At 66.5% G+C, this 16,471-nt stretch carries 15 protein-coding genes and 1 pseudogene; 7 read left to right on the top strand and 9 right to left on the bottom strand.

The annotated features are described in order from the left end of the window. Window positions 1–107: pseudogene (locus GOOTI_RS26730) on the bottom strand (ABC transporter transmembrane domain-containing protein); the annotation flags it as partial. A 121-nt stretch (window positions 108–228) separates the two neighbouring features. Between GOOTI_RS26730 and GOOTI_RS07740 the strand changes: the two are divergent. Further along, entirely contained in the window at window positions 229–744 is a 516-nt protein-coding gene (locus GOOTI_RS07740) for a hypothetical protein (protein ID WP_007238015.1), read from the top strand. Here GOOTI_RS07740 and GOOTI_RS07745 read toward each other — a convergent pair. Continuing rightward, the gene (locus GOOTI_RS07745) at window positions 734–1,654 is read right to left on the bottom strand and encodes an alpha/beta hydrolase (protein WP_007238016.1); all 921 of its coding nucleotides are present in this window, start codon (window positions 1,652–1,654) and stop codon (window positions 734–736) included. The genes GOOTI_RS07740 and GOOTI_RS07745 overlap by 11 nt on opposite strands. 137 nt (window positions 1,655–1,791) lie before the next feature. Here GOOTI_RS07745 and fgd point away from each other — a divergent pair, with 137 nt between their 5' ends. Beyond that, window positions 1,792–2,814, top strand: coding sequence for a glucose-6-phosphate dehydrogenase (coenzyme-F420) (fgd, locus tag GOOTI_RS07750; protein ID WP_007238017.1), 1,023 nt, complete (start codon window positions 1,792–1,794; stop codon window positions 2,812–2,814). 35 nt (window positions 2,815–2,849) lie between these two features. On the opposite strand, the gene GOOTI_RS07755 is transcribed toward fgd, so the two are convergent. Continuing rightward, window positions 2,850–3,776, bottom strand: a complete 927-nt coding sequence (locus GOOTI_RS07755; protein ID WP_007238018.1) for a LysR family transcriptional regulator — start codon at window positions 3,774–3,776, stop codon at window positions 2,850–2,852. An 83-nt stretch (window positions 3,777–3,859) separates the two neighbouring features. On the opposite strand from GOOTI_RS07755, the gene GOOTI_RS07760 reads away from it, so the two are divergent. Next, window positions 3,860–4,819 (top strand): DMT family transporter, encoded by a 960-nt coding sequence (locus GOOTI_RS07760; protein WP_007238019.1) that lies wholly within the window; start codon window positions 3,860–3,862, stop codon window positions 4,817–4,819. Here GOOTI_RS07760 and GOOTI_RS07765 read toward each other — a convergent pair. Beyond that, window positions 4,760–5,272 carry a GNAT family N-acetyltransferase gene (locus tag GOOTI_RS07765; protein ID WP_039993739.1) on the bottom strand — a complete coding sequence of 171 codons (513 nt, stop codon included), beginning with the start codon at window positions 5,270–5,272 and terminating at the stop codon, window positions 4,760–4,762. The two genes, GOOTI_RS07760 and GOOTI_RS07765, sit on opposite strands and share 60 nt — an antisense overlap. Before the next feature lie 109 nt (window positions 5,273–5,381). On the opposite strand from GOOTI_RS07765, the gene GOOTI_RS07770 reads away from it, so the two are divergent. Genes GOOTI_RS07770 through GOOTI_RS07780 form a run of 3 tightly spaced genes read left to right on the top strand, consistent with a single transcriptional unit; the run spans window position 5,382 to window position 9,299 of the window. Continuing rightward, the gene (locus GOOTI_RS07770) at window positions 5,382–5,930 is read left to right on the top strand and encodes a TetR/AcrR family transcriptional regulator (RefSeq protein ID WP_007238021.1); all 549 of its coding nucleotides are present in this window, start codon (window positions 5,382–5,384) and stop codon (window positions 5,928–5,930) included. A gap of 52 nt (window positions 5,931–5,982) precedes the next feature. Continuing rightward, on the top strand, window positions 5,983–8,085 hold the full coding sequence (pta, locus tag GOOTI_RS07775; protein WP_007238022.1) for a phosphate acetyltransferase: 2,103 nt from the start codon (window positions 5,983–5,985) through the stop codon (window positions 8,083–8,085). Beyond that, the gene (locus GOOTI_RS07780) at window positions 8,082–9,299 is read left to right on the top strand and encodes an acetate kinase (protein WP_007238023.1); all 1,218 of its coding nucleotides are present in this window, start codon (window positions 8,082–8,084) and stop codon (window positions 9,297–9,299) included. The genes pta and GOOTI_RS07780 overlap by 4 nt, the downstream gene beginning before the upstream one ends. A 19-nt stretch (window positions 9,300–9,318) precedes the next feature. Here the strand turns inward: GOOTI_RS07780 and GOOTI_RS07785 are convergent, their stop codons facing one another. Genes GOOTI_RS07785 through GOOTI_RS07795 form a run of 3 tightly spaced genes read right to left on the bottom strand, consistent with a single transcriptional unit; the run spans window position 9,319 to window position 14,320 of the window. Then, on the bottom strand, window positions 9,319–11,856 hold the full coding sequence (locus tag GOOTI_RS07785) for a serine/threonine-protein kinase (RefSeq protein WP_007238024.1): 2,538 nt from the start codon (window positions 11,854–11,856) through the stop codon (window positions 9,319–9,321). An 11-nt stretch (window positions 11,857–11,867) separates the two neighbouring features. Further along, complete coding sequence (locus GOOTI_RS07790) at window positions 11,868–12,881, bottom strand: glutamate ABC transporter substrate-binding protein (protein ID WP_007238025.1); 1,014 nt, start codon at window positions 12,879–12,881, stop codon at window positions 11,868–11,870. Continuing rightward, complete coding sequence (locus GOOTI_RS07795; RefSeq protein ID WP_007238026.1) at window positions 12,878–14,320, bottom strand: GlnX family signal transduction membrane protein; 1,443 nt, start codon at window positions 14,318–14,320, stop codon at window positions 12,878–12,880. Before GOOTI_RS07795 ends, GOOTI_RS07790 begins: the two co-directional genes overlap by 4 nt. A gap of 203 nt (window positions 14,321–14,523) precedes the next feature. Here GOOTI_RS07795 and GOOTI_RS07800 point away from each other — a divergent pair, with 203 nt between their 5' ends. Beyond that, entirely contained in the window at window positions 14,524–15,003 is a 480-nt protein-coding gene (locus GOOTI_RS07800) for an NUDIX hydrolase (RefSeq protein WP_007238027.1), read from the top strand. 21 nt (window positions 15,004–15,024) lie between these two features. On the opposite strand, the gene GOOTI_RS07805 is transcribed toward GOOTI_RS07800, so the two are convergent. Together GOOTI_RS07805 and thiE are read right to left on the bottom strand one after the other, a co-directional pair. After that, window positions 15,025–15,414 carry a hypothetical protein gene (locus GOOTI_RS07805; protein ID WP_007238028.1) on the bottom strand — a complete coding sequence of 130 codons (390 nt, stop codon included), beginning with the start codon at window positions 15,412–15,414 and terminating at the stop codon, window positions 15,025–15,027. A 353-nt stretch (window positions 15,415–15,767) separates the two neighbouring features. After that, window positions 15,768–16,460, bottom strand: a complete 693-nt coding sequence (gene thiE / locus GOOTI_RS07810) for a thiamine phosphate synthase (RefSeq protein WP_007238030.1) — start codon at window positions 16,458–16,460, stop codon at window positions 15,768–15,770. Window positions 16,461–16,471: the final 11 nt, after the last annotated feature.

Raw genomic sequence — 16,471 nt, forward strand, 5'->3', positions numbered from 1 at the left:
GACATGATGCGGCGCAATGTGCCGCGCCGATCGCCCCGCAGCCTCTTCTGCGATGGCGAATTCGACGACTTGTACATCATGTCCCAGGCGACGGACTGCATACTCATGTCGTCCAGGGTAGAAGCTCAAGCTCAGTTGAAGTCCAGCTGTGGGTTCAGCTGACAGCGGACCCGATGTGATCGTCGGACCCGGCCATGATTGTCAGACCCGTCCACGACAATGGGGAGCATGACCAAGCTCTATCCGATCAACGATTGGGACTCGATGCTCGAGTGGGTCGCCGAATCGCTCGACGAACAGCCGGCCGGCCTCGAGTTCAGTCTCGGACCCAATGATGTCCGGTTGGCCGAGGACTGGGACGAGGTCGAAGCCGATATCGAGGACGATGACATCGACGCCGACGACGAGGTCGATTTCGGAGCACCCGATGCCGTGTGCGCACAGGTCTACGTGCTCGACGACGGTGTCTTTCTCGTGCGACGGTCGCGCACCGCACTGCGCACCCTGCGCTTCACCGATCACGACGCCTCGTCTGTGCGGCTCGACGTCTGGCACCACGATGACCCGTTCGACGACTGCACCGACGGCTATTTCTACACGCGTGACCGCAGACTTGCCGCTGAGGCCTGTATCAGCTGGTTCCGTGACAACACGGATGCCCCGGCGCGGACCGACCTCGGTTGCCACTACAGCTACGCCGTCGACCTGCCTCGCGGGGCGGCGGACGATCCGATCATGCGGTGAGTCTTTCGGCGAGCCACGCGGAGATGTCGTGGCGCGCGACTGCCGCCATCGACGTCGCGTGATGTGTGAATCCGTGTGGCGATGCGGGATACACGCGCAGATCGACGTCGTTTCCCGCCCGTGACAGTTGTTGCGCCATGGCTGTGTTGTCGTCGAGCAGGACGTCCTCGGAGCCGACGACGAGCGTCATCGGGGGCAGTCCCGACAAGGTGCCGAAGAGCGGGGAGATGTCGGGGAGTGTGCGGTCAACGACGTGCCCGACGTACGCCTCGAGGAAGTACTCGTCGGCGATCAGGCGTCCGGCGGGCGTGGTCGAGCTGAGGTCGTAGGTGCCGAAGTGCAGTGCGGCTCCGCGGAACCGGTCGGCAAGGCCGGTCTCGCGGAGGCGTAGCAGCGTTGTCATCGCCAGCGTCGACCCCGCGGAGAAGCCCACGAGGACGAGCCTGTCGGTGCCGAACTGCGCCGTCGCGTTCTCGACCAGCCATCGAGCCGCGACCTCGCAGTCGTCTGGTGCGGCCGGCCACGGATGCTCGGGTGCCAGGCGGTAGTCGACGCCGACCACCACGGCGTCGAGCGCGTCGGAAAGTGCGCGATTCCAGCTGTCGTGATCGGCAGCCGACCCCAGATAGAACCCGCCGCCGTGCAGATCGAGCACCACACCGCGCGCAGAGACCTCTGGCGTGATGACCCGTAGCGTCACGGCTCGCCCCGCCCACTCGGCGGTGAGATCGACGGCCCGCGGGTCGCGGGGCCTCGGATCGGCCATGCGCTGTTCGCGCAGTCGGTGCACCTCGGCGGCGCTCTGCGGCCCGGGTCCGGTGCCGCGCGCGGCGTAGAACGCGCGTGATTCGTCGGCCAATGCGAATAGGCGGGGCTCGATCGGGGGAGCGTCGAGTTGCGTGGGATCCACGGGTACAAAAATGTACCCCTCGATCCCACACAACTCGCCGGATCGGCCCCGCCCTCGACGATCCGCGCCAGTCGCGCATGGGTACGTTGGATCACAGAGTGATCGTTCGGTCCAGCAATCGGCAGTGAGGCGTAGGTATGGCACAGGAACTCAAGCTCGGATACAAGGCCTCCGCGGAGCAGTTCGCGCCGCGTGAGCTGGTGGAGATCGCGGTTGCGGCCGAGGAGCACGGCATGGATTCGGTCGCCGTCTCCGACCACTTCCAGCCGTGGCGACACAATGGCGGCCACGCCCCGTTCTCGCTGTCGTGGATGGCGGCGGTGGGTGAGCGCACCAAGCGTGTACAGATCGGTACGTCCGTCCTGACCCCGACCTTCCGCTACAACCCCGCCGTGATCGCCCAGGCGTTCGCGACGATGGGCTGTCTCTACCCCGACCGCATCATGCTCGGTGTCGGGACCGGCGAGGCGCTCAACGAGTACGCCACCGGGTTCCAGGGCGAGTGGCCCGACTTCAAGGAGCGCTTCGCCCGCCTACGCGAGGCCATCAAGCTCATGCGTGAGCTGTGGACCGGCGAGGAGATCAACTTCGACGGCGAGTACTACCACACCAAGGGCGCCTACATGTACGACCTGCCCGAGCATCAGATCCCCGTCTACGTCGCGGCCGGTGGGCCTGTGGTCGCACGGTATGCGGGCCGCTCCGGCGACGGCTTCATCTGCACCTCGGGCAAGGGGCCGGAGCTCTACACCGAGAAGCTCATCCCCGCGGTCAAGGAGGGTGCAGAGAAGGCCGAGCGCAACTTCGCCGACATCGATCGGATGATCGAGATCAAGATCTCGTACGATCCCGATCCGGAACTCGCACTTGAGAACTGCCGCTTCTGGGCGCCGCTGTCGCTGACCGCCGACCAGAAGAACAGCGTCAACAGCTCGACCGAGATGGAGCGCCTCGCCGACGAACTCCCGATCGAGCAGGTCGCCAAGCGCTGGATCGTCGCGTCGGATCCCGACGAAGCCGTCGAGAAGGTCAAGTTCTACACCGACGCCGGACTGAACCACCTGGTCTTCCACGCCCCCGGTCACGACCAGGAGCGGTTCCTCGACAACTTCGAGAAGGATCTCGCGCCGCGGCTACGCAAGCTGGCCGTCGCCGACTGATCCACCCGCTCCAGCAATCGCCGCAGCCCGATCGGTCACGCACCGACCAGCTCGCCGTGTGTCCGCCGAGCCTGCTCGCGTACGAGCTCGACGATGCGATCGGCCGCGTCGTGTTCGCGGAGCGAGTGGCGGCGTCGGATCGAGATCGACCGCCGCGGAGTCGGTTCGGCGATCGGGATCACCCGCACATCGGCGGGCACGTCGACGAGGGCGAGCGCGGGCACCACGGTGAGTCCGATCCCTGCGGCCACGAAACTGATCGCGGTCGGGTAGTCGTGGGCCTCCACGCCGAAGCATGGAGTGAACCCAGCCGCGGTGCATGCGCGGAGCAGTGCCTCTCGACAGGGGCCGCGTGCAATGTCGTTGTCGATCCACACGTCGTCGGCCAACTCGCGCAACAGCACCGAATCCCTTGTCGCAAAAGGCGAATCGGGCGTCACCACCACGCGGTACTCCTCGGTCACCAGCGGCGTGACGTCGTAGTCGCGTAGCTGTCCCGCGTCGATCGTGGAGCCGGTCGCGTCGACCCCGACCCCGACCTCGATGTCGGGTGGCGTGAGAGTCGGATCGCTGATCTCGAGTAACCGGAGATCGAGGCGTAGCGCGGGGAACTCCCGCCGCACCGCAGCGACCACCGTCGGCATCCATGCCGCGCCGGCAGAACCGAAGTAGGTGACGCGGAGTGCACCCGCGCGACCATTGCGTAGGTCTGCGACGAGACCGTCGACGCGCGCGAGTTGGTCGAACACCGCTTCCGATTCGGCGGCGAGTATCCGTCCGGCCTCCGTGGCCACGACGCCTCGGCCATCACGTTCCATCAGCGTCAGGCCGGTCTCACGCTGCAGCGTGGCGAGATGTTGGCTCACAGCCGACGGTGTGTAACCGAGCGCCGACGCCGCGCCACCGACGGACCCCTCGGCGACGACCGCTCGGAACACGCGGAGGCGATGGGGATCGATCATGCCGCGAATATACAGCGGTACTCAACGGTCGTGAAGAAATATGAACTTGTGCTGAAGCAAAGTGCGCGCGGAGGATGTGTGCCATGACCCGTCGACTTCCCGATCTCGCAGTGCTCGCCGCGTTGGTCACCGTTGCGCTGTGGTCGCTGTCGTTCATCGCGATCCGCTCGGCGGGCCACTCGTTCTCGCCCGGCGCACTCGCGTTCGGGCGGTTGGCGGTCGCGGTGGTCGCGCTCGTCGTCATCGTCGGCGTGATGCGTCGGCGTGCCGGTTCGCGCCCATGGATCCCACCGCTTCCGCGCGGTAGGGCGCTTGCTCTCGTCGTCGGGTATGGCGTGGCGTGGTTCGCGGTCTACACGGTCGTCCTGAACTGGGCCGAGCAGCATCTCGACGCGGGGACCGCAGCACTGCTCGTGAACTTCGCACCCATTCTCGTCGCGGTGTTCGCGGGGCTCTTCCTCGGCGAGGGATTCTCCGGTCGACTGCTCGTCGGTATCGGCGTGGCGTTCGCCGGCGTCGTGCTCATCGCCGTCGGCGGCACCGGACCGCACGCCGACTGGCTCGGCATCGCTCTCGGGTTGACCGCCGCCGTGCTCTACGCAACCGGCGTTCTTGTCCAGAAGGTGGCGCTCGGTCATGTCGACGGACTGACCGCGACGTTCTGGGGCGTCGCGGCGGGTGTGATCGCCACAGTCCCGTTCGCGCCCGCCGCCATTCGTGAGGTGAGCACGGCACCGGCCTCCGACATCGGCGCGATGGTCTTCCTCGGCGTCGGTCCCACAGCCATCGCATTCACCACCTGGGTGTATGCACTCTCGCGTACGAGTGCCGGTGCACTGACCGCGACGACGTTGGTCGTGCCCGCGGTCGTCATCGTGCTGTCGTGGCTACTGCTCGCCGAGGTCCCGACGCCGCTGCGGGTCGTCGGGGGTGTGCTGTGCCTGGTGGGGGTGGCGATGACGCGGGGATTGATCCGCGTGCCCTCATCGCGCAGGCTGCGCGTCGTCGAGGATCAGTTGGAGGAATGCGAGGTCGAGCCATGAGCCGAACTTCGTCCCGACCTGCGGCAGCAGCCCGACACGCGTGAAGCCGAGTCGCTCGTGAATCCGGATCGATCCCGAATTCGACGCATCGATCGCCGCGACCATCACGTGCACGCCGTCGGTGCGTGCGCGGTCGATGAGCGCGCGCATGAGCGACTGTCCCGTACCCCGCCCGCGCTGATCGGAGCGCACATACACCGAGTGCTCGACGGTGTGCCGAAATCCGTCGTGCGGGCGCCACGGACCGTAGGTCGCGTAGCCGAGCACCGCACCATCGGAGTCGGCAGCGATCAGAACCGGAAATCCGGCCCCCAGCCGATCCGCGAGCCATGCCGACCGGTTCGCGTCGTCGACGAGCTCCTCGTTCCAGATGGCGGTGGTGTGTTCGACGGCGTCGTTGTAGATGAGCGTGATGCCGGGGACGTCGCGCGCCTGCGCGTCACGAATCTCCATGGCCGCAGAGCTTAGGGCATGGATGCGCGCACCGAGCGGCACGCGCCATGGCGCGCGTAAGTGGCCGGTACCGTGCGCCGACGTCGATCCGATTCGCTAACTTCTCCTCATGGAATCGGATCGCCTCGTCGACGTGGGCGTCGCATTGGTGTCGCGCTTCGGCGCCAAAGCACTCAGCCTGACGTCCGTTGCCCGTCATGCGGGGGTGGCACGCGCAACGGCGTACCGGATGTTCGGCGGCCGCGACGCACTCGTCGCCGCAATGCTCGACCGTGAGATCGCACTGCTGCGGGTGAAGCTACGCGAATGGTCGGCCACCGCGCCCGACGCCGCGGGCAAGGTACGCGCGCAGGTACTCGGCGTCCTGCCCTACATCCGCGAACACGAGGCACTGCAGTACGTTCTCCGCCAGGAACCCGAGGAGATCGTGCGCGCACTCGTCGCCACCAACGACGACGACGGACCCGACCTGATCGAGAAGATCGTCGACGCGACGCTGCCCGACGTTGCGCCCGAGGTACAGGCCGAGCTGACCCCCGATCCGCGTGGCGCAGCGGAGTTCATGGTCCGCATCATCTATTCACTGATGCTCGTTCCCGACAGCAGCATGACCGACGATCAGATCGCCGACCTGATCGTTCGGGCAATCGTGACCTGACCGGTCACCTCACCCGCGACGCACGCGAGAGGCACCAACTACTCTGACCACTATGTCGCCCGACGCAGTGAGCGCAACGAAGATCTACATCGTGTCCGCGGAAGCGGAGACCGGGAAATCGGCGGTGGCGCTCGGCGTGCTGTCGCTGCTGACGGCGACCGGGGGTCGTGTCGGCGTGTTCCGCCCGATCTCACGGGCCGCACACGGCGAGCGGGATTATCTGCTCGACCTCCTCCTCGAACACACCTCGGCCGATATCGACTACGACGACGCCATCGGCGTCACCTACGACCAGGTACACGCCGACCCGAGCGGCTCGATCGGGGAGATCGTCGCACGTTTCCACGCCGTCGAGTCGCAATGCGACGCCGTCGTCATCGTCGGCTCCGACTACACCGACGTGGGTAATCCGTCGGAGCTCACCTACAACGCACGTATCGCAGCCAACCTCTCGGCGCCGATCATCCTGGCGCTCAAGGCGCTCGACCGCACGCCCGCCGAGGTACGCGACCTCGCCGAGCACCTGCGCACCGAGATCGCCGCCATGCACGCCACCACGGCGGCCATCGTCGCCAATCGCTGCGACCCCGACCACATCAACGAGATCGGTGCCGCGCTGGCCAAACTCGACGTCCCGTGCTGGTGCCTTCCGGAACTGCCGGTGCTCTTCGCGCCGACGATGGCCGAACTCAAGAAGTCGCTCGGTGCCGAAATGTACAGCGGCGACCCGGAACTCCTCGACCGCGAGGCGCTGCGGGTGATGGTCGGCGGTATGACGGCCGAACACATCCTCGAACGGTTAACCGAGGGCATGGTGGTGATCACTCCGGCCGATCGCTCCGACGTGCTGCTCTCGCTGGTCAATGCCAATGCCGCACAGGGATTTCCGAGATTGACGGGCATCATCCTCAACGGTGGGCTCAAACCGCATCCGATGATCGACGCGCTCGTCGGCGGACTACGGTCCAAGCTGCCGGTCATCACGTGTGAGCAGGGGACCTACGACACCGCCCGCATCGCCGCCGACACCCGCGGGCGCATCGCGATCGGATCGGCACGCAAGATCGACGCCGCGCTCGGGCTCATGGAGCAGTATGTCGAGCCCGACGAACTGATCAAGGTGCTCGACGTCAGGCCGTCCGAGGTCGTCACCCCGCAGATGTTCGAGTACGGGTTGATCACCCGGGCACGTTCGGATCTCAAACGCATCGTCCTCCCCGAGGGCGGCGACGACCGAATCCTGCGGGCCGCTGGTCAATTGCTGCGCCGCGGCGTGGTGGCGCTGATCATTCTCGGAGATCCCGAAACGGTCACCGCCCGCGCGGCCGATCTCGGTGTCGACCTCGGTGGCGTCGAGATCATCGATCCCCAGAATTCCGAACTCACCGACGAATTCGCGCATACCTACGCCGAACTCCGCAAGCACAAGGGCATGGATTTCGAGCACGCCCAGGAGCGGATGCGCGACGTCTCCTACTTCGGCACCATGCTCGTGCACACCGGACGCGCCGACGGCATGGTCTCCGGTGCGGCACACACCACCGCGCACACGATCCGTCCGGCGTTCGAGATCATCAAGACGGTGCCCGGTGTGTCGACCGTGTCGAGCGTGTTCTTCATGTGCCTACCCGACAAGGTGCTCACCTACGGCGACTGCGCCATCGTGCCGGATCCCACCGCGACTGAACTCGCCGACATCGCGATCTCCTCCGCCGCAACGGCATCCGCGTTCGGCATAGATCCGCGCATCGCGATGCTCTCGTACTCGACAGGCCGCTCGGGCACCGGCGCCGACGTCGACAAGGTTCGTGTCGCCACCGATCTCGTGCACGAGCGCGCACCGGAACTCTCCGTCGAGGGCCCGATTCAGTACGACGCAGCCGTCGAACCGTCCGTCGCGGCGACCAAGATGCCCGACTCCGAGGTTGCGGGACGTGCGACGGTGCTGATCTTCCCCGACCTCAACACCGGGAACAACACCTACAAAGCCGTGCAGCGCAGTGCGGGAGCCGTGGCCATCGGCCCTGTGCTGCAGGGTCTCCGGCGCCCCATCAACGACCTCTCCCGCGGTGCTCTGGTGTCCGACATCGTGAACACCGTCGCGATCACCGCGATCCAGGCCCAGAACATCGACGCACAGGAGTCAACCCGATGAGTACAGCGACCGACGGCGCCGTCCTGGTTCTCAACGCGGGGTCGTCGTCCCTGAAATATCAACTGCTACACCCTGACACGACCGACGTGATCGCCGAGGGGATAGCCGAACGCATCGGTGAGGAACAGTCGTCGATCACCCATGAGCAGAACGGTGAGTCGTCCACCCGAACCGAACCCCTGCAAGACATCTCGGCAGCTCTCGACGCGGCGTCGGAGATGTTCGCGGATGCCGGAACCAACCTCGCCGATGCCGGACTCAGCGCAGTGGGACACCGCGTCGTGCACGGCGGGCGCAGCTTCTTCCACCCGACCCTGGTCACCGACGAGGTCGTCTCGGAGATCTCGCGGATCTCCACCCTCGCACCGCTGCACAACAAGGCGAACCTCGCCGGTATCCAGGTCGCACGGGAGAAGCTCCCCGACGTCCCGTCGGTGGCCGTATTCGACACAGCGTTCTTCCACGACCTCCCCGACGATGCTGCCACGTACGCCATCGACCGAGGTGTTGCGCACCTACATGCGGTGCGACGCTACGGCTTTCACGGCACGAGCCATCAGTACGTGTCGGGAAAGGTCGCCGAATTCCTCGGTCGTGAGTACGGCGACCTGAACCAGATCGTGCTGCATCTCGGCAACGGCGCATCGGCGTCGGCGATCGCACATGGCGAGCCCATCGACACCAGCATGGGCATGACACCTCTCGAGGGTCTCGTGATGGGTACACGTAGCGGTGACATCGACCCAGGCGTGCTGCTGCACCTGAGTCGCGTGGCCAAACTCAGCATCGACCAACTCGACACACTGCTCAACAAGAACTCCGGACTCAAAGGCCTTTGCGGCGACAACGACTTTCGGACCATCACTGCGCGTATGGACAACGGCGACGAGAACGCGAAACGCGCGTACAAGGTCTACATCCACCGCCTGCGCCGCTACATCGGCGCCTACATGATCGAACTGGGCGCCGTCGACGCGATCACGTTCACCGCAGGCGTCGGGGAGAATGCCGACAACGTGCGACGCGATGCGCTGGCCGGACTGGAGAACTACGGCATCGTCATCGACGACGAGCGCAATACTCTGCGCAGCAAGGAAGCCCGACGTATCTCGGCGGATTCGAGCGCGATCGACGTCTTGGTGGTCCCGACCAACGAAGAACTCGCGATTGCACGTCAGGCCGCGGCCGTCGCCCGTGGCGAGCAGCCGGAGTAGTGCGCCGGTGGCGGCCGCGTCAGAACAGCGACCACGGCCGCACGTAGTTCGCGAGGTCGACGAGCAGGAACCGGTGGTCGCGGTTGGTGCGTGTCTGCCGGGCGAGATAGCGCAGCGATTTCTCGGTACCCGTGCGCAGACCCTCCTCGGTGAACGGGAAGCCCAGAAGCCGCGCGGGTTCTCCCGCCCGGTCCGGATGGTTGTGCACCCACCCCAGTGCGGTACCGAGCACGATGAGTTGGAGTCGCTGTTTGCGCGGCTCGCTGTCGGGCATCGCCTCCATGCGCTTGGCGGCCTCGACGAGCTGGTCCTTGCGTAGCTCCGACGGGTCACGACCGTGGACGAGTGCGATGACCGCGGTCGCACGTGCCGTGTTGAAGTGCCTGCTCGTCGGTGGCACCTCATCGAGAGGCTCGATGGCCGCGTCGTAGTCGCCGCGCGCGACCGCGAGTCGAGCCATGCCGAACGCGGCCGTGACGATGCTGTGGTCGGTGAGCCAGAGATCGTGATAGTTCTGTGCCGCAACGTGATACATGTCGTTGATGCGTTGTCGAGAGCCCTCGGACGGATCGCGTTCATCCGACAGCCAGCGACCGATCAGCTCGGCCGTACCCGCGACCGCGAGCTTGGGTGCCACCTCTCCCGGCATGGCCTGCAGCACGGCGTCGAACCATTCGTACGCGAGCTCCGGCTCGTCGTTCATCAGAGCGCAGATGCCCATGTACCACTGCACCCGCCACGAGTCGCCGTGTTGCACAGAGACTTCGCGGAGCAGATCCAGTGCCGTGTCGACGTCGTCGAGTTCGAGATGTGCACGCGCTTCGGCGAGGTCGATCTCCAGCGACGGATGCGCCGACGACGTCGGTTGCCCGAGGAGCGAGCGGAAGCCCTCGGCGCGTGCGGCGTGAATCGAGTCCAAGGTCTGTCGAGGATCACTCAACGCCGCTGAGTTGAGTAGTCCCGCAGCGGGATCGGTGGGGTCGACGAGGGGTACCGGCAGCGCGCGCGCCATGTCGACCGGATCGTAGAAGGCAGCGAGGTCGGGATCGAAGAATCCGTCGACGGGTGCCAGCATGAGTTCGGTGCCGAACGTCGACCGTTGCGGGGTGAACACCGTCGACAGCGACGGACGGGGAACCCCGGTGTGCACCGCGACGGTCTCGCGGAGAACATTGAGCAGCTGGGTCGTCATCTCCTCGGCGGAGGAGAACCGCTCTGCCGGGTCCGCCGCGGTCGCGCGCTGCAGCAGCAGGTAGAACGACGGATTGTCGCGGAAGACGGGTGTGTCCTCCGGATCGGGTAGCCCGTCGACGTAGCGTCCGTCGCGCATGGGCATGTCGACGGTGAGTGCGGCGAGCGTACGTCCGATGCTGTAGATGTCGGTGACCACCTGCGGTCCGGTCTGCACGATCTCGGGCGCTTGGAAACCCGGTGTGCCGTACAGGTGCCCGTAACCGTTGATCGGAGAGACGGCACCGAGGTCGATGAGCTTCACCTCGTCGCTGCCGACCATGATGTTGTCGGGCTTGACGTCGTTGTACACCAGCCCGACCGAATGCAGATATCCGACGGCCGGCAGCACCTCGAGCATGTACGCGATGGCCTGCTCGACGGAGAGCAGAGCGGTCTCGGTATCGCCTTCCGAGGTGATCTGCTTGAGGGTCCGGCCACCGATGTACTCCATGACGATGTAGCCGAACCTGTCGCCGAACTCGGTGACATGCTCGACGAAGTTGTAGATCTTCACGATGCCCGGATGATTCACCGAGGCCAGGAACTGTCGTTCGGCGAGTGCGACCTGCTGAGCCTCCGAATCAGACGAGTTCAACAGACCTTTGAGGACCACGGGCCTGTCGGAGACGTTGCGGTCGATGGCGAGGTAGATCCATCCGAGACCGCCGTGGGCGATCGCGCCGGCGATCTCGTACTGGCCCGCGACGAGCGTGCCCTTGGCCAGGCCGGGGACGAACGAGTACCGCGCACCGCAGTGTGGACATTCGCCCGTCAGCTCACCGGCACCAGGGCCGGTTGACCGTCCGACCGGCCGCCCGCACCGCCAGCAGTTGCGCTTGCCCTCGGCGATGACCGGGGAGTCGAGCACGGCGTCCTGCGGCTCGATGTCGGTGACCTTGGGCAGTTCGACCAAACCCGAACCGAGCCGACGATCGTGGACGCGCGGACGGCGGCGCGGCACCAGCCGACGGGTCTGACCGATCGACACCAGGGCGTCGTTGGGTGCCGTGGGTCCCGACGGCACCACCGGCCCCGTCGACTCGTCGCGTAAACCGTGCACGGGTGTCGCGGCGGTCGCGAGTTCGACGCCGGGGTCGGCGCGCTGAGTTCCGACGTCGAGTTGGTCGAGGCTTGCCCGCTGCGTTCCCATCTCGGCGTCGGTGTCCGGTGCCCGCTGGGTGCCGACCTCGAGCGCGGCGAGATCGGCGCGTTGGGTACCCACCTCGGCATCTGCACCCGGACCGGCACCGCCCGGCCCGGGTGCCGGCTCGTCGCGCTCTTTCTCGGCGGCCGGGGTTGCGCTGTGCTTGTCGCTTCGGGACATCTAGCGTTGCCTCAATCGCGGTATGAGGGTTGGGGGGCGCCGTATCCCGGTCCGAGGATCGACAGCCACTGGTCGTACATGTCCTGCCACCGCCCGGAGGCGCGGAGTTGGGCGAGGGTCCCGTTGACGAACCGCACCATGTCGTCGTGCCCGACCGGCATGCCAACTCCGTAGTTCTCCTGGCCGAGGCTGGGTCCGACGACCTGCGCCCACGGATCCTGTGTCGCCAGGCCTGCGAGGATCGCGTCGTCGGTGCTGACCGCGTCGACCTGCGCCTGCTGGAGCATGACCAGGCAGTCGGCCCACGTCGTGGTGGTCACCATCTTCGCACGGGGTTGTATCTGCTGCATGCGGCCGATCGACGTGGTGCCCCGCGCAGCGCAGACCCGCTTGTTCGCCAGCTGCTCCGGACCGGTGATGACGGATCCGCGCAGTGCGAGAATTCGTTGGGATGCAACGTAATACGGTGCTGAGAAGCTGATGTCGCGCAGGCGGTCGCAGGTGATGCTCATCGTCTTGATCACGACGTCGACCTCCTGATTGCGGAGCGCGTTGATGCGTTCGCTCGAACTCAACACGCGGAACTCGATGCGGTTGGGGTCGTTGAAGATCGCACGGGAGATCTCATGCGCGAGGTCGACGTCGAATCCCTGGATGTCACCGGTGATCGGATCGCGGAAGCTGAACAGGTTGGAGCCGATGTCGGTGCCCACGATCAGTCGGCCGCGCCGGAAGATCGCGTCCATCGTGCTCCCCGGCGGCATACGAGCGGGTTCGGGTTGCTGCGCCGCGGGCCGCAGGCTCTGCGTCGCATCGCACGACGACGAGTTGGGCGGAGCTTCCTTGGCGACGTCGAACTCGGACCCGAGGGGCTCCGGCACCTCGGCTGTCGCACTCGGGCCGGGAGACGGCGGTGCCGGGAAGTCGACGCAGCCGGAGAGCATGACCATACCCACCACGAGTGCGACGAACGAGATCGTCGTTCGCGCCATGCCCGATGGTCCGCGGCCGGTGTGCGTTCTCATCGGTACTCCCGGATGCGGGGGATCATGCCGAGGATCAACGCGATCGTCGCGAAGACCGACAGCGCGAGAATTCCGTTGCCGGTGAAGCCGAGTACACGCTGCGCGGTGTTGATGTCGTCGCGGAACGAGGATCGGGTGGTGGTCATCGCATTCACCAGTGCGGAGTCGACCGCGTTGTAACTGGTCTCCGAACTCTGTGGCGACGAACCGACCGTCATGACACGCGCCTGCGAGAAGTTTCCGGTGGTCATCTCGTCGCGCACCTGGGCGTCGGTCCTCTTCCACTGGTCGAGTGCGCCGCGCAACGTGGCGATCCGAGCACTGTCGAGCGAGCCCGACGACTGTCCGTCCTTGTCGAGCCTGTCCAGAAGCATGCCGATCCGGTCGGTCGACTGCTCGAACGAGTCCTGCAGGCCGGATTGGTCGCCTCGTCGGAGCAGCGACAGCGTCTCGGCCGAACGCGCCTGTTGAGTGAGGATGCGGGCCTCGGTGAGTTCACGCAGCGGGGTCGCGCCTTCGGTCTTGGCCGAGCTGGTCGCCGCCACCGACAGCAGGCCGGACGTGAGCAACCAGATCAATCCGCCGATGATCGCGACCAGCGCGGCAACGATGCCGACGTTGAACCGGCGCCTGGTGCGTCGTGCCAGGTAGCGCGACGTGCCGAGGAGAAGGAGCACGACGACGAACAGCGCGACGTAGACGCCCCACGGAGGAGTTGTCAGGGCACTCTGCGGATCGGCGATGGCCAGCGAGCGTCGCTCGTACACCCGCTGCGCGGCGGGCAGGATCGTGTTCTGCATGACCGCCGACGCCTGACCGAGGTATGCCGATCCGACGGGATTGCCGAGCCTGTTGTTGGTCCGGGCGGTCTCGACCAGCCCGCTGTAGACGGGGATGGTCGTGGTGAGGGTCTCCAGATCGGAGTTGAGTGCGCGGGTGTCGGCTGTCGCGTCGGAGCCCGGTCCGGTGTCGCTTCCCGCGGTGACGAGCAGCGACGACGACGCGGTCGCCAGCGCGTCGGAGTATCGCTGACGCAGTTGCGGATTCTCCGGACCGCCGGAGATGAACGCCGAGTTGGCGGCCGCGTCGGCGATCGACAGCGAGCTGTAGAGCACCTGCGCGGCCTCGGACAACGGTTCGGCACGGTCGATGATCGTCTGCAGCTGATGCGTCCGATTGTTGAGGGTCGTCGACGCGTACCACCCCGTCGCGAGCGAGGTGACCGCAACCACGAAACACAACAGGATCAACTTTCCCGGTGTCGTCCTCGCGTAGTGCCGTACCGAGGAGAACGGCGACTGGGCGGCGGCCCGTGCGGAGGCGACGAGTTCGCGACGGTCGCTGAGCACCTCACGCAGCGGTGGCGATGTGGTTGCCGGGCGAACGGTCCGCCCTGCTCGGGTCAGCACTGCCCGCACGGGGGATGCGTCGCCGGTCACCTTCTCTGTCCCCTCTGCGTTCGCCGTCGATGTCGGGTTGTCCACTCCTCGGGTATGTCGTACGCCACGTCGAGTCCGTTTCCACCCTAGTCCGCGTTGTCCGCTTGGCGACTGCACCGGACGAGGGAGTGTCACGCGGCTGTGAGTTCACATAGGTTGGTGGGCGCGGGGGTTGGAGGGCACGGCAACGATCAGGAGGCGCGGTGCGCGGCGACGGCGACGGTTGGGTGTTCGACAGCGGTGCGAGGTACTGGGGCCTGCACGGCGCTGCGGGTCTGCTCCTGCGTGCGCCGCTTCCCGACGGAGACATGGGAGTACTGCTGCAGCACCGTGCGGTCTGGTCAGATCAGGGCGGCACCTGGGGTCTGCCCGGCGGAGCGCGCGATTCGCACGAGAGTGCCGTCGACACCGCGATCCGGGAAGCGGGCGAGGAAGCGGGCATCGTCGCCGACCAGGTGACGGTCGTCGCGGCTCTCGTCACCCACCGCACCGAGAGCGGGTGGACCTACACGACGGTGATCGCCGACGCCGAACGACCGGTCGTCACCACCGCCAACCTCGAGTCGACGGAATTGCGCTGGGTACCCGAACCGGTAGTGACCACGCTGCCGCTGCATCCCGCATTCGGTACGGCATGGCCCGGGTTGCGCGAACGCATCGCTGCGCTGGACTCGATGCCCTGAACCGAGGCGTCTGCCGTGCGTTCAGAGACCCACGCCGAGATCGCGGCCTGCGAGCAGGCGGTTCGCGCCGGCGATCAGAGCGTTGATGTTCGCGTCGGCCGTCGTCTCACCGTCACCGGTGGCCCAGCACTGACGTCGATCGTGCTCGCAGAGCAGGAACGAGACGTTGCGGTCGTCGAGTCGACGCTGGTGTAGTCGGACGATCTGCACGGAGACCCCGAGGTCGTGCAGGATCGACGTCATCGCGCCGACCGGCCCGGTCGATGTCGCGGACATCGACATGATCCGATCGTCGTAGGCGATGGTCGCCCGACACTCGACCATGTCGCCGGGTGCCGGAGCGACGCTCCACGACCCGAGACGAATCGTGCCGGTCGCGGTGTATTCGTCGATGAATTGCTGCCAGGTCATACCTGCCGCCTCCTGACGGATTCCGCGGGGAAGTCGACGGCCGGTCCGCTGCCAGAGCGGGTCGGTGGCGTCACGGTCACAGCATGAGGGCGAAAGATGAATGTTGTGCATCGGTGAAGGTCATTCCGGTCGAAGAATCGGTGACCGACGAGCGCATGACGACCCCGCAGCGGGGGGTCGGTCGAAACTAGACCCCGCTGCGGCGGGCTACGCGGAGGCCGCGGGTGCAGAGGATTCTCGGTGCGCACAACATGGTGGCGTCTACATTAGCCCCGACCACCGGGATGACCGCAAGTGGTTCGACCGACTGCTCCCCGGTTGCGGGAAAGCCACGAGTGGGGCGCCCGGTGGGTTCAGGCGAGGGGATCTCGCAGTTCCGTCGCTGCCGCCGCGGGATCGGATGCCGCGGTGATCGCGCGTACGACGACGATCCGCTGTGCACCCGCGGCGGTCACCTCCGGCAGTCGTGTCGCGTCGATCCCACCGATCGCGAACCACGGCTTACGGTGGCGGACATCGTCGGCCGACTCGTTCGCGGCGACCTCGCGCACGAGTTCGAGGCCAGGTGCGTGACGCCCGGGCTTCGTCGGTGTCGGCCAACACGGGCCGACACAGAAATAGTCGACGTCGGGATCGGCTGCCGCTGCCGCGGCCTGCTCGACGTCGTGCGTCGACCTGCCGACGATCACGTGCTTCCCGACGATCCGACGAGCCGCTGCGGGCGGCAGATCGTCCTGTCCGATGTGCAGGATGTCGGCATCGGCGAGCGTCGCGATGTCGGCCCGGTCGTTGACCGCCAGAAGCGCGTTGCGGGCACTCGTCACCTCACGCAGCAGTGCGAGGATCTCCAGTTCCTCGCGTGCCTCGAGAGTGCCGAACTGCTTCTCGCCGGCCGACCCCTTGTCGCGCAGTTGCACGATGTCGACGCCGCCCGCCAGCGCGGCGTCGACGAACTCGACGAGGTCGCCGCGTTCTCGCCGCGCGTCGGTACACAGGTAGAGCAGTGCCGTGGCGAGCCGAGCATGCCGGTGCGAGTGGATGGCCATCACGGTGGTCA

Source organism: Gordonia otitidis NBRC 100426 (assembly GCF_000248075.1).
GTDB lineage: Bacteria > Actinomycetota > Actinomycetes > Mycobacteriales > Mycobacteriaceae > Gordonia > Gordonia otitidis.

What these genes read in the sequence shown, in the direction of transcription:
- GOOTI_RS07740 (WP_007238015.1), top strand. Translation starts at nt 229, where the DNA reads ATGACCAAGCTCTATCCGATCAACGATTGGGACTCGATGCTCGAGTGG.
- fgd (WP_007238017.1), top strand. Translation starts at nt 1,792, where the DNA reads ATGGCACAGGAACTCAAGCTCGGATACAAGGCCTCCGCGGAGCAGTTC.
- GOOTI_RS07755 (WP_007238018.1), bottom strand. Translation starts at nt 3,776, where the DNA reads ATGATCGATCCCCATCGCCTCCGCGTGTTCCGAGCGGTCGTCGCCGAG.
- GOOTI_RS07760 (WP_007238019.1), top strand. Translation starts at nt 3,860, where the DNA reads ATGACCCGTCGACTTCCCGATCTCGCAGTGCTCGCCGCGTTGGTCACC.
- GOOTI_RS07765 (WP_039993739.1), bottom strand. Translation starts at nt 5,272, where the DNA reads ATGGAGATTCGTGACGCGCAGGCGCGCGACGTCCCCGGCATCACGCTC.
- GOOTI_RS07770 (WP_007238021.1), top strand. Translation starts at nt 5,382, where the DNA reads ATGGAATCGGATCGCCTCGTCGACGTGGGCGTCGCATTGGTGTCGCGC.
- pta (WP_007238022.1), top strand. Translation starts at nt 5,983, where the DNA reads ATGTCGCCCGACGCAGTGAGCGCAACGAAGATCTACATCGTGTCCGCG.
- GOOTI_RS07780 (WP_007238023.1), top strand. Translation starts at nt 8,082, where the DNA reads ATGAGTACAGCGACCGACGGCGCCGTCCTGGTTCTCAACGCGGGGTCG.
- GOOTI_RS07785 (WP_007238024.1), bottom strand. Translation starts at nt 11,856, where the DNA reads ATGTCCCGAAGCGACAAGCACAGCGCAACCCCGGCCGCCGAGAAAGAG.
- GOOTI_RS07790 (WP_007238025.1), bottom strand. Translation starts at nt 12,881, where the DNA reads ATGAGAACGCACACCGGCCGCGGACCATCGGGCATGGCGCGAACGACG.
- GOOTI_RS07805 (WP_007238028.1), bottom strand. Translation starts at nt 15,414, where the DNA reads ATGACCTGGCAGCAATTCATCGACGAATACACCGCGACCGGCACGATT.
- thiE (WP_007238030.1), bottom strand. Translation starts at nt 16,460, where the DNA reads ATGGCCATCCACTCGCACCGGCATGCTCGGCTCGCCACGGCACTGCTC.